The sequence below is a fragment of the Azonexus sp. genome (assembly GCF_049652925.1).
GTDB lineage: Bacteria > Pseudomonadota > Gammaproteobacteria > Burkholderiales > Rhodocyclaceae > Azonexus.
In genome coordinates this window covers 19,095-34,582 of sequence record NZ_JBASFI010000039.1, presented here as the reverse complement: position 1 = coordinate 34,582, position 15,488 = coordinate 19,095, and the positions used below count along the sequence as shown (strand labels likewise).

Sequence of the window (15,488 nt, the reverse complement as noted above, 5' to 3'; positions counted from 1 at the left end):
TGCTCGCGGTCTTGGCTCTTGCAGCCTCCTTCGGGTGCATGCGCGACGAAACCACTTCGGACCAGCCGGTGGCAAGGCCGGGCAACCCGTCGCTGCAGGGGACGCTGTCAGGATCAGGGGCGATGCTGCCGTTGCCATCGGTTCCGGACTTGCCGGCCGACAAGGTTGCGCTGGGCAAACGTCTTTTCTTCGACCCCCGCCTCTCCCATGACGACACGATCGCCTGTGCCACCTGCCACCGGCTCGAGGCCGGCGGCAGTGATCGCCTGCCCGTTTCGGTTGGCATCGAAGGCCGGAAAGGTGGTGTCAATGCGCCGACGGTGTTCAACAGCAGCCTGAATTTTGTCCAGTTCTGGGATGGCCGCGCCGCCAGCCTCGAAGAGCAGGCCGCCGGGCCGGTGCACAATCCGCTCGAAATGGCCTCCAACTGGGCCGAGGTCATCCCCAAGCTCAGCCGTGACGACAGCTATCGTCAGGAATTCAAGCGAATCTACCCGCAGGGCATGACTGGCGAAACCATCGTCGACGCCATCGCCACCTACGAACGCACGTTGCTCACCCCGAACAGCCCTTTCGACCGCTACCTGGCCGGCGACAAGGAAGCGCTCACCCCGCTCGAACGTTCCGGATACCAGCGATTTCTCGATTATGGCTGCGCCAGTTGCCATCAGGGCACCGGTCTTGGCGGCAACATGTTCCAGCGCTTTGGCGTGATGGACGAGTATCTCAAGGATAGTGCCGGCCGCCAGGCCGACCTCGGTCGCTTCAACGTCTCCGGCCTCGACAAGGACAAGAACGTCTTCAAGGTCCCCAGTCTGCGCAATGTTGCAGTCACGCCGCCGTATTTCCATGACGGTTCGGCCGAGTCGCTGGACCAGGCGGTGATCATCATGGGGCGCTACCAGCTTGGCCGGGAATTTTCCGGCGACGATGTCAACGCGTTGGTTGCTTTTCTCCATACGCTGACTGGCGAATGGGAAGGAAAACGGCTGCAATGAGCCTGCCAAAACCCATACTGGGCCTGCCGCCACGCCAGTTCCGGTTGGCCCTCGTACTGTCTGTCGGCCTTGTTGTCTCGGCACTGACCGGGCTGTTTTTCCTGGCCGAGAACGTCTCTCCCGATGCGCACTTCGCCTACACCCAGAAGCTGCGCGACCTTGGCGAGCTCGATGCGCGCGTCGATGGCCAGATCCTGGCCAATCGCCTTGAACAGGTCCGGAATTACGACGCGATTACCCAATACATGCGCCGGGCCGACCTTCTCGCCAAGGAGGTCAGCGAGCCCCCGGCCTTTCTCTCGGCCGAGGATCGTTCGGAGGTTGCCGCCGCAGCCACCGATCTGGTCGCGGCGATCAGCCGCAAGTCAGGGATGGTCGACCAGTTCAAGCGCGACAACGCCATTTTGCGCAATTCGATGGCTTTTTTCCCGATTGCGACCTCTGCCTTTCTCGATACCCAGCTCTTGTCCACGCAACCCGGCAGCCTGCGCGACCCGGTCGGGAAATATACGCGCGAGATACTGGCCTTCGCCCATACCCCGACGCCGGAAGGGGGCGAACGAGTCGCCGCCGCGCGCGAAGAACTGGCTGGCGTTACGCTGGGGGCACCGCAGAAACACCTGATCGACAACATCATTCGCCACGGCGACAGCATCGGCAAGCGGCTCGGCGCGCTGGATGTGCTGATGGCCGAAATTGCCGATTTGCACAGCAATGCGCTGCTCGAAAAACTGACAGGTGCCTACGCCGACGGCCATGCCCGGGCGCACCATGCAGCCACCCGCTACCGCATGGCGCTTTACGCCCTGGCCATATTGCTCACCGCCTTCCTGGCCTTTCTGTTTTTCCGGCTCGACCAGGCCCGCGGCTCGCTGGCCAAAGCCAATCGCGAACTCGGTGATCGCTACGCCGCACAGCTTGCCGTCGAAAAGCAGCTGACCCTGCACGCAACGGCTTTCCGCAGTGCCCACGACGGCATCACGCTGACCGACGCTTCCGGCAACATCCTTGACGTGAACCCGGCCTTCTCGCGCATTACCGGCTGGGAGCGCAGCGAAGTCATCGGGCGGAATCCCCGCGTCCTGAAATCCGGTCGCCACGACCGCGAGTTCTACGAGGCGATGTGGAAGAGCATCAACGAAACCGACAGCTGGCGCGGAGAGATCTGGAATCGCAACAAGTACGGCGAGATCTACCCGGAACTGCTGTCGATCTCCGCTGTGCGCGAAAGCGATGGAAAGCTCACCAACTACGTCGCCGTCTTCTCCGATATCGGCCGCCTCAAGGCTCAGGAATCACAGCTGACCCAGATGGCCTACTACGATCCGCTGACCGAGCTGCCAAACCGCACGCTGCTCGCCGACCGCCTGGTCCAGGGCATTGCCCAGACCCGCCGGACGACGTCGCTGATGGCCATCTGCTATCTCGATCTCGACGGCTTCAAGCCGGTCAATGACACCTGGGGCCACGGCGCCGGTGACATGGTGCTCATTGAAATCGCCAACCGCATGCGCCAGATCATGCGCGGTGGCGATACCGTCGCTCGCCTTGGCGGCGACGAGTTCGTCCTGCTCCTGCTTGGCTTTGTCAGCGAGGCCGAATGTCATGAGGCGATTCGTCGCCTGCAAGCCCAGATCGCCCTGCCGCTGAGCGTTCTGCCCGAACCTGTCAGCATCTCGGCCAGCGTCGGGGTGACGCTCTTCCCGCATGATGATCAGGATCCGGATACCCTGCTACGGCACGCTGACCAGGCCATGTATCGGGCCAAGCAGGCCGGCAAGAACTGCTATCAGATATTCGATGCCGAACAGGACCGCCATACGCGCAGCCGGCGCGATCACGTGAACCGCATCCGTCAGGCGCTCGACGAGCACGAATTTGTCCTTTACTACCAGCCCAAGGTCAACATGCGCCAGGGCAAGGTGACCGGTGCCGAGGCCTTGATCCGCTGGAACCACCCGGAGCGCGGCATTCTCGCGCCGAGCGAATTCCTGCCGCTGATCAACGACGACGTTATGGTCAAGCTGATCGGCGACTGGGTCATCGAAGCCGTACTCGCCCAGATGGAGGTGTGGCATCAGGAGGGCCTGGACCTGACGGTCAGCGTCAATGTCGCCAGCAAGCAGCTGCAGGCCCCCGAATTCGTCGAAAAGCTCAAGGCTGCTTTGTTTGTGCATCCCGATGTGGCCCATCTTCTGGAAATGGAAATCCTCGAAACGGCCGCCCTCGAGGATGTCGCCAAGACGTCGCGGGTCATCGACGAATGCCGCGCCCTCGGCGTGCGTTTCTCGCTCGACGACTTCGGTACCGGCTATTCCTCGCTGACCTACCTCAAGCGTCTGCCGGCCGAGATCATCAAGATCGACCAGAGCTTCGTCCGCGAAATTCTCAGCGACTATAACAATCTGGTCATCGTCCAGGGCGTCATCAGCCTGGCCAGCGCCTTTCAGCGCGAGATCATCGCCGAAGGTGTAGAAACCGTCGAACATGGCCGCCTGTTGCTTCAACTCAATTGCGATCACGCCCAGGGCTACGGCATCGCCAAGCCGATGCCGGCCGAAAAGATCGTCGAGTGGGTGCGCCAATGGCAGCCCGACCCGCTGTGGCGCGAGATCAGTGAGTTGTATTGGGACGTGGCCGATTATCCGATGCTGATTGCTGAAATCCAGCTGCGCAACTGGGTCAGCCAGATCGTCTATGCCACCAACGAGGGGCAGCCGGCGCCGTGCGCGCACCTCGACAACGCGACCCGCTGCGAATTCGGCAAGTGGTATTTCGGGGATACCCGGCGCCGTTATGAAATCCACCCGGTGTTTGCCGAAATCGACCGCCCGCACCAGCGCATCCACGAGATAGCCGGCCGGATCGACAACTGCTGGCGCGATGGCAAGATCGAGGAATCACGGAGCTACATCCCCGAACTCCTCGCCGCGCGCGACGAGACGCTGGCGCTGCTGCTCAAGCTCCAGCGCGCGGTCGGGGTGCGCCGGGGCTAAGTGGTCTCCGTCCCCCTCAAAGGGGAGGCGATTGTCGCAACGACAATCGCCGGCGGCGTGAGACTCAAGGCGCCGAGAGTGCGGTAAACGCCTTCTGCAATTCGACCAGTTTCCGCCCCTGATCCAGTCGCGTGTCCTGCATCCATTGCGGCACGGCGAGCGCTTCCGCCGCCGCACCCCAGCGCGCTGTCTCGGCTGCGTCGCCGCGGCCGAGGGCGGCCTCCCATAGCGTGGCAACGGCCCAGAAACGCTTTTTCGCATCGGCATCCCTGTCTTCGGCTGGCGCCAGCGCCAGTCGGCCGACTTCGCTGCGCACCCGGCGGGCGAGGACCGAGTCGGCAATGGCGTCGTCCTTGTTGCCGGCCTTGAGCCATTCGACCGCCCGCAGGTCGAGCAGGAAGGCATAGTTGATCCCGTTGTACCAGTCGCGGCGCAGTGAAAATCCGCGTTCGTAGCCGTCGACGGCAGCATTCAGGTCGTCCTGGCGGGCGTGGAGTTCCCACAGGCGCTTGTGGATGGCGCCCCACAGCCCGAGGGTTTCCGGGTCGTTGGTGGATACCGGATCGAGTGACTTTTCCATGATGCTGCGTGCCTCAAGCAGCGCGCTGGCGGGATCGGGCTGCTTCGCCTTGTAGGTGGCGACAACCAGTTGCTGGGTGACGAAGGGGTCGTTCGGTCGGAGTTCTCTGACTTTCTGCAGCAAGGTGCGGGCGCCGGCAAAATCGCTCGCCTCCCCAGCCGGCGGATTGATTTTGGCCAAGGCCTCGTCGAGCATGGCTTTGGGCGTGGCTACCGGCTCCGGGGCGGCACCACCAACCAGTTCATCGATGAGTCCCGGCAGGCTGGCCGCAGCGACGGTGAACAAACCGCCCCGCGCCTGTGGCGGTTCGGCGAAGGTCGGTGCTGGCGCTGCCGCTGGTGCGGCGGCCCATTGTGGCGGGGTGAGCTGTGGCAGGAAGGTATAAACCGGGCTGTCGGCGCGATTGGAGGCGAGGATTTCCTCGATGGCCGTCTTCAGTTCGGCCTTGAAACGGGCCGCCTCGCGGGCGCCGATGTCCTCGCCCAAGTGCTTGTAGCGTCGGATGGCGATGTGGCCGACATCGAACGGGTTCTTGAAACCATCCTCGGCGACGACGATGGTCGTGCGCGGCCGCAGGGCGTAGCGCACGCCGAGTTCGTAGGCGGCATTGACGTTGTAGGTCGACAGGTCGGCGATGACGACGTCGGCCTGCAGCAGCATTTCGTACATCGGGACGTCGATCACCGTCGAGTGCTGGATTTCGTCGGCGCGGATCGATTGCAGGCCGGCTGCCTCGACGGCTTCCTTGATGATGGCGTAGGAGGCGTCGAGATCGAGAACGCGGCCGTCGGTGTAGTCGGTCTTCTTGCCGAAACCCTGGATGACGAAGCAGGTTTTCATGCGAAGCCCCGCAGGTGGTCAAGGCTGACGTGTTTCGCCGCATAGGCCGTGCCGACGCGCTGGATTTGCGGCATGTGTTTGACCGAATCCATGACCTGGACCTCCTTGGCCTTGATATCGGCGAGGCCCAGCGTATTGAGGCCGGCTTGCGAGACATCCGGGTCGTAGCGGACGTAGGCGAACTGCTTGGGAACGGTCGAGGTGACCGGGACTGCCTCGGTCGGCAGCATGTCGTTGATCTCGCGGTCGATCTCCGGTCCGAAACGGCAGTCGCCAAGGACGCGGCAGGCCATGTCCCAGCCCGCCGAGGCGGCGTTCATGAGAGCGCCGGGCAGGTTCTTGGCGTTGTCGAGCAGCCACAGGTCGTCGGCATCGACATCCGGTCGCGCCTTGGCCGTGCTGCCGGTGCCGATCGAGACAATGAGCAGCTTGTCGCTACCGGTCGGCCAGCTGATTTTGTACGGTGCGGCGGTGACCATCTGGAAGGCGAGAAAGGCCGGGTTGTTGTAGGTTGTGACGCCGCCGTCGACGAAGATGAATTGATATTGCTTGGCCTTGTCCTCGCCGAAGGTGACGACTTCGGGCGGGAAGAAAGTGGGGGCGGCCGTGCTTGCGCGGACCAGTTGCCAGAGCGGCAACTTGAGGTTGCAGTCGTCGCGGGCCGTGTTGTTGTATTTGGCCAGGGGATTGTTGCTGACCGGCCACGGCGAATCGGTGGTGACGTTGCGCATGACCATCATGAGCAGTGTGCGCAGTTGGGCGTCGCCCAGCGTGGCATTCGGCTCGGCAGCGGTGGCGGCATGATTCAGCGCCTTGTCGAGTTCGGTGCGCAGTTTCTTGGCCAGTGGCTCGTCGTTGTAGCTGTAGCGCAGGCGCTTGAGCAGCGAGGCCTTGTCGAACATCTGCTGACCGCTGTCGGTGTAAAACTTGCGGATCTGGTCGGTGCTCATGCCGGTTGAAATGCAGCTCGCAATGATCGCCCCGGTGCTGGTGCCGCAGACGAAATCGAAGTAGTCGGCGAGGACGAGGCCGGGTTTGTTGAAGCGGACGCGCAGGTCGGCTTCGAGCTTGGCGAGGATTTCGACGCTCATCAGCCCGAGGATGCCGCCGCCGTCGCAGGCGAGGATCTTTTTCGGGCCGGCGGATTGCATGCGGGTGAGGACTTGCTGATTCACGGGATTCTCCTTGTGTCGGGGCTAGCGGGCGGCGTTGGGCATGGGGGCGGGCGTGGGTGCCGGGAATAGGGTGGCGAGAACGTCGGCCGGCTTGAGGCTGTCGCCCTGATCGATCCAGACGAAACGGTCGGCCGGGGCGTTGATCACGGCCGCCTGGGCGGCGGCGTGTTCGGTTTGGCTGTTGGTCAGGATGACGACGCGGGCCAGGTTTTGCGCCTGGGCCAGGACACCGAGTTCATGGATGCAGCCGGCGTTCTTCGCCTTGAAATTGCGCAGGTCCATGAGCACCACGTCGCTGATGCCGACCAGTCGATCGAGCGCCTGTTGCCAGGTGTTGTCATGGCAATAGCATTCGTTGATCCGGTAGCGCCCTTCGACATCGGGCTGGAATTCGAATTGCTGCAGACGGGTTTCGATGTCGCTGGCGTGCGAGACAAAGCGTTCGGCCAGACGGCCGTCGAGGAAGGTGAACACGTCGTCGGCGTCGATGGTGCGGTCGGCTACATCGGTGCCGGCGATCAGTACGGTGTTGCCGCTCAGGCGCCAGCGTTCGATGACGCGGTCGAAGATGGCCTGGGCGTTGGCGTCCTGCTGAAAGACCCGCAGTACGAGCAGTGTCGGTGGATTGCCGGTGCTGCTTGACGCGGCGAAACGCCGCATCAGCAAGGCGCCGAGCGGAATCCACAGCAGCGGCGCGAAGCAGACCATGGCACCCCAGCCCAGATCGCCCATGGCACCGAGCGCCGGGCCGACCAGGGCGATGGTCCACACCGCGGTGAACAGGTAGAAAAGTTCGGAAATCCGCCGTTCCCGGTAGGCTCCAGCCAGCCAACGGCCGAGGGCGCGGGCCGGCCACCAGGCGATCAGCCAGGGCAGCACGGCAAACAGGGTGAAAGCGGTGGTGGCGCCCATCCATCCCGCCAGCCAGACCACGAACGGGCTTTCTGCTTCGATCATCGCCGCCAGCAAATCGAGGCCGAGTTGCGACGACCCACTGAACACCACGAACAAGGGGGCCAGCCAGGGGCCGACGGCGCGCGTCGCGCCGCCGAGACAGAGGGCGGTGACGACGATGAGCGGCAGACCGGTGTCGAAGAGCATCCAGCCAACGATCTGGGCAAAACTGATGTTCTCGTTGGTGCGCCAGGTGAGCAACAGGATGGCAAAGACCAGCCAGCCGAGCATGGCGCCGACAAAGCGCGGGCGCGACCAGCGGCCGATCACGGCGAACACTGGCAAGACCGGCCAGGCGTAGGCCGCACCCAGGGTGGCGACGGTTTTGAGGGTGATCGGGCCGTCGGCGATGATCTGCGTCATCACCGTTCGGGTCAGGGCGATGATCAGGGTCAGTCCAATGAAGGAAAAGAGCAGCCGGCGGTACGCTTCATTGTTGTCGTTCAGCGACGGAAATATCGGCGTACGCCGGCGCACCGGCGCGCCGACCGGGGCTGAAGCGCTGACGCTTGATGGCGCGACGAGTGGCGCTTTCATCAGGCGCTGCATGCTCGACCGATAGCGGCGCGCGACGATCCAGGCGCCGATCAGTGCGAGCAGCGTGGCGACGACAAGCAGGAAAAATATCTTGCCGGAGGCCATGGCTCAGGCGATTGCCGTGGCGCGCAGGCCGGGCACGTAGACCATTTTTCCGTGGTCGGCGATGTAACTGAGCAGTTGCCGGCGGTTTTCGCCGCTGCCCGGCGCCTTGAGCGAGATGTGCACCCAGCCCGAGTTGGGGCCTTTGGCCGGGTCGTAGCATTCGCAGATGATCTGGTCGAAAGCCTTGAGGTTGTCCTTCGCCCAGTTGGCCAGGGCCAGCGTGCTCATGCCGACGATCTCGATGTCGCAGGCTTCGCCGCGCGAATGCTGGCTGGTGCTCAGCCAGCTTGCCGGCTTGTTCTTGAGCGCCCGTTCGAGCGGGTGGCCGCGGAAAACGCTGTTCGGTGTGAAGCTGCCGAACTTGTCGCGAATCGGCTGGAGGACTTCGCGGGCAAGATGGATGGCGGCGCGCAGTTCTTGGTCGCTCGCGAAATGGTTGTCGATGCCGCGGCGGTCGGCGAGTTCGGAACGGGTCAGTTCATAGACCAGGAAGTTGGGTGCGATGCGGGTGTCGTGGCTGACGTTGGCCAAGGTGAATTGCGAAATTGGCTCATTTTTCCGGTCGACCGTGGAAGTGGCTGAACGACTGGCCGAACGGGAGACGCCACGGGATATTGGCGGCGCCGGGCTGGCAGCCGGCGGCGGGGGCGGCGTGGTGCCCGACTTTGCCGTTCTCCTCACGGCCTTTTCTTTCGGAGCGGCTTGCTTTGGCGTTGATTTGCTCCGGGGTTTGGTGGCAACCGTAGCCGGCGCCGGCGCAAGGCTGGTTGCAGTCCGGCGCCGGATGGTCTTCTGGGCTGTGCCCGTGGCGGCAACGGGGACCGCCTGGCGCGGTTTGGCCGGGGTTTGACGGGGGCTCATGCGAGGTCCTCCTTGATCTGGTCAATCAGTCCGCTCAGCGGGTCGTCGTCCGGGAAATTCAGGCGCAGGAAGTCGAGGTGCTCGGTGACCGATGAACGCTCGCGCAGGCTGGCGCCGCGCTGGATGGCCTGACGATAGGCCTGGCGCGCCGAGTCGGCGGCGCCGGCGGCTTTGCGCCGGCTGCCCGGCAACTGGTCGGCCATGCCCTGCACGAGGTCGAGATCGGCCAGGCTGGCGCTGTCCCAGAAGTTCGGGGCGCTCGTGTTGCGCTTGTCGAGTTGCTTGCGCAGGCGGGAGACGTCCTGTTTGAGCGTGGCCAGGCCGAGCAGTGGCGGCTGGTCGGCCGGCTGTTCCGGGTAGAAGCGGCGAATGAGCAGGGCGGCGCTGGCCCAGTTGGTGAAGGCGTAGGCTTTGCCTTCGCGGGCGTAGGCGTCGCGGTAATGCTCGGCCATGTTGACCAGGGCTTCGCAGCGTCCGGCGGCGGTTTCGATCAGCGCCAGCCGCTTGTAGGCACTGCCGAGCAGGCTGAGCCGTTCGCTGGTCGGGCCGCTGGCGCACAGCCCGGCGAGCCGGGCGATGGCCTGTTCGATGTCCTGGCGCAGGCTGGCGCGCAGCGCGTTGTCGCGCTGGCCGTCGTCGGCGGCCAGCCAGCGGCTGCCGGCCAGGCGCACCTCGTAATTGGCTAGTTGCTCGATGACGCGCACGCTGCATTGCCCGTGCTCGGCGGCGATGGCGGTGCGCAGGCTGGCGATGGCTTTTTCCCATTCGCCGGCTTCGCCCCAGACGAAACCGAGCGCCGCCGCCACGTCGGCCCGTTTCATCCACCCTTTCTGGGCAGGCGGAATACGCTTGAGGCGGCGGTCGATGCGTTCGGCGATATCCGAGTTGTCGTCGCCGTCGCGCAGGCCGCAGGCCATGTTGTCGAGATCGACGGCCAGTTCGTGCGGCGTGGTGTAGGGCGGCGCCTCGGCGTAATTCGTCACGCCGTCGCGCGACAGGCGGAAATTGGGGTCGCCGTAGCACTGGTAGGCGCCCCAGGTATTGACGTTGTCGCAGACCACGAAAATCTCTTCGCGGGCGGCGCGCACCGCTTCGCCGAAGAAGCCGCCGGCCATCATGTGGCGGTAGAAAGCGTCGGCGAAGGCCTTGCCGGCCACGTCGTCAACGGCCCAGCCGGCGGCGATGACGGCCTTGACGCCCATGTTGATGAACTGCTCGGCTAGATTGGCGGCGAGCACGCCGGGCTCGGTTTTGCCGAGCCCGTCGATGCGGCCGAGGTGGCAGCAGTTGATGAAGACCAGTTCTGGTACCCAGCGCATCTGCTCGATGTCGCCCGGGGTCAGGATAGTGTCGAGGCCGATGACCATGCCTGAACGGGCGAAGGCCATTTTTGCCGACTGGTAGTCATGGACACCGTGGCCGGCCAAGTGGAGGATGCGCCACTTTTCGCGGTGCAGCGCTTCGAGGATGGCCGGCGTGCGTTCGTCGATGCGGTCGGTGACGTCGTAGCCGGCGTTGGCCAGGGTGCCGACGACGCTCAGTGCCTCGTCGCGGGCGCCGGGCAGGTCGGCGAAGTCGGGCGAGTTGCCGAGGTCAGGGTTGCCGATGACGAGTGCCGTGTCGTTTGGCGCATAGGCCGGCCGGGCGCGGAAGTTTTTCGTCTTGAACTGGCGGATCATGCCGGCATTGACGGCCGGCGGGCGCGGGCTGCTGCCCCAGCGGTCTTCGAGCAATTCCCACGGATAGCGGGCCGAGCGCTGGTCGACGAGGACCACGAGGTTGCCTTGCTGGCCCGACAGTTCCTTGACGCGGACCGGCAGCAGCAGTTCGAACAGGGTTTTGGCCGCCTCGGCGTTGCGGTTGGTGTCCTGGCTGGCCATTTCGATGAAGGAATCGGCCAGCGACAACTGCCCGGTGGCCATGGTTTCCTCGGCGCGTGCCTTGTCGGTCGGGAAAATGAAGCGCAGCGACTGGTCGTTGTGCTCATCCTCGATGATTTCCAGGCGGTGCCACCATTCCGGCGACTCGTCGGCGCGCAGCCGGTGCTGGCCGGCCTGGCCGGCTTCGATGGCCATCGCGTCCCAGCGCAGGCTGCCGGCCAGATCGACGTTGTCGATGGCCTTGCGCAGGGCGTGGGCGGCCGAGATGGCGAGATCTTCGTAGAGCTCGACGAACTCGACGCGGTCGATGACAACCCGGCCATCCATTTCGTTATCGACCAGCCGGGCGTTGGCGGCAATCGCCGCACGCAGCACCGCTTCGACGGCATCGCCGATTGGCACGCCGCCGGCGCCGGTGCCGATGAGCAGGCAACTGATGGCCGCCGAGCGCGGCCGGCTGGCTTCGCCGAAACGGTCGTCCGGCCAGTGGGCGATGCGCAACGAATAGTCGAGCAGGGCGCTGCGCATGGCTTCTTCGAGCTGGCCGGGGCCGAGCTTGCCGACCTCGCCGAGGCCGACGACCAGAGCGCCGGCCGGCTTGGCCGTCGGGCTGTCATTGAAAAAAGTGGTGCACGTGCCGAGCGGGCCGGGGTAGATGCCGAGATCGGCGCGGCCGGACAGGGCGCCGCCCAATTGGCGGTCGAGCGCCTTCTCGGCGCTGACGATGGTGTCGCCCTGATAGTGGCCTACGACCACCGGGTGCCGGGCGTAGGCCAGGCTGCCGTGGGTGATGCCGATCTCGATGGTGAGGCCGGGTTTTTCGACAATGCCACGGTCAACCGGAATTCCGCCCGAAAATCCGAATGTGCCGATCTCGTCCGGGCCGGGAATGCTGTCGGCCAGCGGCATGCTCGGTAGAACAAAACGGTCCTCGCCGCTGGCCGCACGCGATTGGGCCGGCGGCGCGGCGGGGAGCAGCGTCGTGCTGCCCTTGACGAGCAGGTCGAGATAGCCGGGGAAGGCCTTGGGCTGGGCGCACAGGGCGTCGTGCGCGGTGTCCTCGACGTACCACATGGGAACGCCGGGCAGTCGGCCGGAATCCCAGCTCACCGTGCCGTCACCGGAGGCGGTGGCGATGAATTCGAGCTTCTTGCGCTGGCTCGGCGGCTCGTCTTCGCGGCTGACCAGCTGGTAGTCGATGACCGTCGCCGGTTGGCATCCGGCGACGTAGCACATGAGCGGATCGGGCGGTGCGTCGCGCAGGCGTTGCCACGAGACAGCTGCTTCCTTGAGCGTCGCCGCATCGGCCAGTTGCCAGTCGGCCTCGGTGCTTTCCCTGATCGCCTGCCAGTGCGTGAGGTCGGTGAAGTCAGGATCGCGCGGCGCGAAGGGGAGCAGTTCGAGCAGACCGGCATAGCCGCGGACGAGGTCGATGATCTCGTCGGTGCCGTGCGTGATGTCGAGCAGCGCCAGCTTGGCCTGCGTCGGGTTGAAGCCGCTCAGCCAGCGCACCGCCTCGTAGGAGCCGAAGTTGGGCGTACCGAGCATCAGGAAGCGGCTGCCGGGCAGGCGCGAGATGCGCTGCCAGAGGGCGGCGCCAGCACCCTTGTCGGCGATCATCGAACGGACGACAAGGCCGCCCATCGAATGGGCGACGAGGCGCAGCGGCTGTTTTGTGCGTTCGGCGCGGTCGACGAGGGGCGCCAGAGTTTCGGCCAGCCGCGCCGCGGCGTCGCGGATCGAGTGGCGCCAGTCGTAGGGGAATATCTCGACGTCGTGGCTGCGCGCCAGGAAGTCGACGAGCGGGCCGTAGAAGTCTTCGATCAGGCCGACCGGCGCAATGTCCGGCTTGCCCATGCGCAGCTTGCCCAGGCCGCCGGTGAACAGCGAGGCGTAATTGAGCCAGACCTGATCGTCGCCGGCCTTGAGTTCGCTGCCCATGGTGCCGGGCAGGACGACGGCAATCGGTCGCGGCGCGCTGTTGGCGCGCTTGCGGCGGAAGAAGCGGGCAGCACCACGGGTCTTTGGTGTGGTTTCAATGGGCAGGAAGCCGCCGCTTTCCTGATCGCCGCGGCTCAGCGCGGCGCGCAGCCAGTTGATGCTCTGGCCGTTGGTGAAATAGCGGAAATGATTGACCTTGGCACCCTGGTCCTTGCGGTAGCGGGCACCGCCGGCCAGGCGCGGCAGGCCGCCAAGCATCGAGGCGGTATCGACGACGAGGTCGTGCTCGTTCTTGTAGAACCAGTCGGTGGCCAGCACCTTGAGCGAATTCCACAGTGAGTCGCCGCCTTCGATATCGCCGGCGATGACCGACAGATCGGCGTCGGTGGCCAGTGCCGGCAGGCTGTTGAGCAGCCGGGTCAGGGCCGAGCCGGGAACCATCGCCTCGACGCCGGGCAGGGTGCGCGGGTCGGTGCGTTCGGCGACGATGGCCTGCATGAAATCGACGGCGCCGCCGATCACGCCGTTGCCGAGCGAGGTGAAGGAAAGATAGTCGAGCACCGACAGCCAGCGGTCGAGCCGCCCCGAGGCCAGCGTCGTGCCGCGGGCCGGGCAAGCGACGCGGACAAAACGGCTGACGCGGATTTTCTTTTTGCCGAGCAGGGCGACGAATTTGCCAAGCAGCTCGCGGTCGGCGCCGTAAGCGGCGTTGCGCGCCTTCTCTTCGGCGGCCGACAGTGGCGCCAGGCCCATTTGCGGGGCGATGCTACGGTCAACGGCAAAAAAGGTCTGAATTTGCAAAGGCGTCAGCACCTCGGTCAGCTTGGCGCAGCCGGAAAGACAGAGCAGTTCGCCAACCAGACCGCCGCGCGAGTGCGAGACGAGATGGACATCGGCGCCATCGGGCAGCCGTTCGAGCAGGGCGTAGGCGTTCTGGATCGGGCTTTCGGTCAGCGTCCGGTGTTCGAGGCCGAAAATCCGGTCGCCGTATGTCGTCGCCAGTGTCGCGCGGAATTTCAGCGCGTCGGCATTGCGCGGGTCCCACAGCTTGCCGTAACTGCCGGCGGTGCTCGACGCCGTGCCGTGGATGAAAACGAGGATCGGCCCCTGGGCGGAGGGGAGCGGACCTGTGCCGGGAACCGCCGTGAGCGCCAGCTTGTCGCCGCCACCGATGCGGTAAAGCCCCGGCGTCTTGTTTTCCAGCGACTTTTCCTCGAAAACCTTGCCGATCTTGCCGGCCACTTTTTTACTGATATCGACGCCGAAAAATTCCAGCACACGAATGGCCAACCCGGCCGCCCCGCGTTTGCTGACCACCGCCCGGCGCGGCGTCAGACGGGTGAATTCCCACGCGCCGCCGGCGCCGCGCGGTGGCGGGCTGCCATATTCGCGGGTCAGGTCGTCGGCCCTGCTCCACAGCACGAAGCCGTTTTCGAGGGCGACACGCACCACCGTTTCCGGCTTGACCTCGATCTCCTCGCCGGCGCCATCGCGGGCGCTGCCCGGGGCAAGGCGGAAGAGCGGTTCCGGTCCGCCGGGCTGGCTGGCGCCCCGGCTGCCGGCACCGACTTTGGTGCCGCGAATGCGGATTGTGCGTGTTGTCATGCTGGGTCTCCTGCTTGCCGGGAATTGCGGAAATCAGTTTCGTCATCCCCGCGCAGGCGGGAATCCAGAAGAGTCAAGGTGCTGGATCCCCGCTTGCGCGGGGATGACGGGTCAATCGGTGTTCTGGTTCAGGTCAATGCCTTGCGCGTCTTGGCCGCGCCCGTGCCGAACAGCTGCGGGGTCTGCGGATAACTGGCCGAGGGCAGGCTCTTCAGCATGGCCTTGTACCAGTCGTTGTAGGTCGCCTCGGGCTTCAGCGCCTTGAGCGTCTTGAGTGCGTAATAGGTGAAAGCGCCGTTGTAGCGGCCGTTTATCTTCGCGTCGTAGCTGTAGTTGTTCGGGCCTTCCTTGCAACCGGCCAGCAACAGGTCGCCGACCTGCTTGACGAAGGCGCTGGCCAACGGCGAGGTGCCGATTGGCGCGACCATGGTCTGCGCCGTCTTGCCGGCGAAATTCTTGGGCAGACGGCTGGCCGGCAGCCAGTTGCCCATCGGCATGAAGCGCGGCCGGGTGTCGGCGTCCTTGTCGGCCTTGGCGGCGCGCGTCACGGTGCCGGAATGGCAGCTATCGGCAATGAGCAGCAGGCGGGCGCCGCCCTTGCGGGTGGCGAAGATGGTTTTGATTTCGTCGTCGGTCAGCGCCGCACCGCTGGTTTGCAGGTCGTACGGGCAGAGTGCCTCGTCGAGGCCGTCGACCTCGTCGCCGTCTTCGTCCGGCTGGTAGGTGCCATGGCCCGAGAAGGTGATGATCAGGCTGTCGCCCTTGCTGCCGCCGGCGATGAGTTTCCCCATGGCGTCGACCATGGCCGCCTTGGTCGCCTTGTCGTCGAGCAGCAGCGTGGTCTTGTAGCCGCGGGCGGCGAGAACGGCCGCCCAGTCCTGCGCGTCATTGACGCAGCCCTGCAGGTCCATGTGCGTGCCGGGATAGTTGTTGATGCCGATGCAGAGTGCCGTCTTCTTGGCCATGATTCGTCTCCTTTTTTGGTTGGTTCGCGAGGCGCTAAAAACAACAGGGTG

The 15,488-nt window shown here is 65.0% G+C and carries 8 protein-coding genes; 2 read left to right on the top strand and 6 right to left on the bottom strand.

What is annotated here, in order from left to right; genetic code table 11:
• Nucleotides 1-38: 38 nt before the first annotated feature.
• Complete coding sequence (locus tag WBK19_RS17985) at nt 39-998, top strand: cytochrome-c peroxidase (protein WP_511292195.1); 960 nt, start codon at nt 39-41, stop codon at nt 996-998.
• Entirely contained in the window at nt 995-3,994 is a 3,000-nt protein-coding gene (locus WBK19_RS17980) for an EAL domain-containing protein (RefSeq protein WP_511292193.1), read from the top strand. Before WBK19_RS17985 ends, WBK19_RS17980 begins: the two co-directional genes overlap by 4 nt.
• A 64-nt stretch (nt 3,995-4,058) precedes the next feature.
• Here WBK19_RS17980 and WBK19_RS17975 read toward each other — a convergent pair whose 3' ends face one another.
• The 6 genes from WBK19_RS17975 to WBK19_RS17950 all read right to left on the bottom strand — a co-directional run bounded on the left by WBK19_RS17975 (nt 4,059) and on the right by WBK19_RS17950 (nt 15,437).
• Entirely contained in the window at nt 4,059-5,414 is a 1,356-nt protein-coding gene (locus tag WBK19_RS17975; RefSeq protein WP_511292191.1) for a TRAFs-binding domain-containing protein, read from the bottom strand.
• A complete protein-coding gene (locus WBK19_RS17970) occupies nt 5,411-6,589 on the bottom strand; it encodes a patatin-like phospholipase family protein (protein ID WP_511292189.1) in 1,179 nt (392 codons plus the stop codon). Before WBK19_RS17970 ends, WBK19_RS17975 begins: the two co-directional genes overlap by 4 nt.
• 21 nt (nt 6,590-6,610) lie before the next feature.
• On the bottom strand, nt 6,611-8,185 hold the full coding sequence (locus tag WBK19_RS17965; protein ID WP_511292187.1) for a hypothetical protein: 1,575 nt from the start codon (nt 8,183-8,185) through the stop codon (nt 6,611-6,613).
• A gap of 3 nt (nt 8,186-8,188) precedes the next feature.
• Nucleotides 8,189-9,046, bottom strand: coding sequence for a D-Ala-D-Ala carboxypeptidase family metallohydrolase (locus WBK19_RS17960; RefSeq protein ID WP_511292185.1), 858 nt, complete (start codon nt 9,044-9,046; stop codon nt 8,189-8,191).
• Complete coding sequence (locus tag WBK19_RS17955) at nt 9,043-14,472, bottom strand: DUF7379 domain-containing protein (RefSeq protein ID WP_511292183.1); 5,430 nt, start codon at nt 14,470-14,472, stop codon at nt 9,043-9,045. Before WBK19_RS17955 ends, WBK19_RS17960 begins: the two co-directional genes overlap by 4 nt.
• Before the next feature lie 128 nt (nt 14,473-14,600).
• Entirely contained in the window at nt 14,601-15,437 is an 837-nt protein-coding gene (locus WBK19_RS17950) for a caspase family protein (protein ID WP_511292181.1), read from the bottom strand.
• Nucleotides 15,438-15,488: the final 51 nt, after the last annotated feature.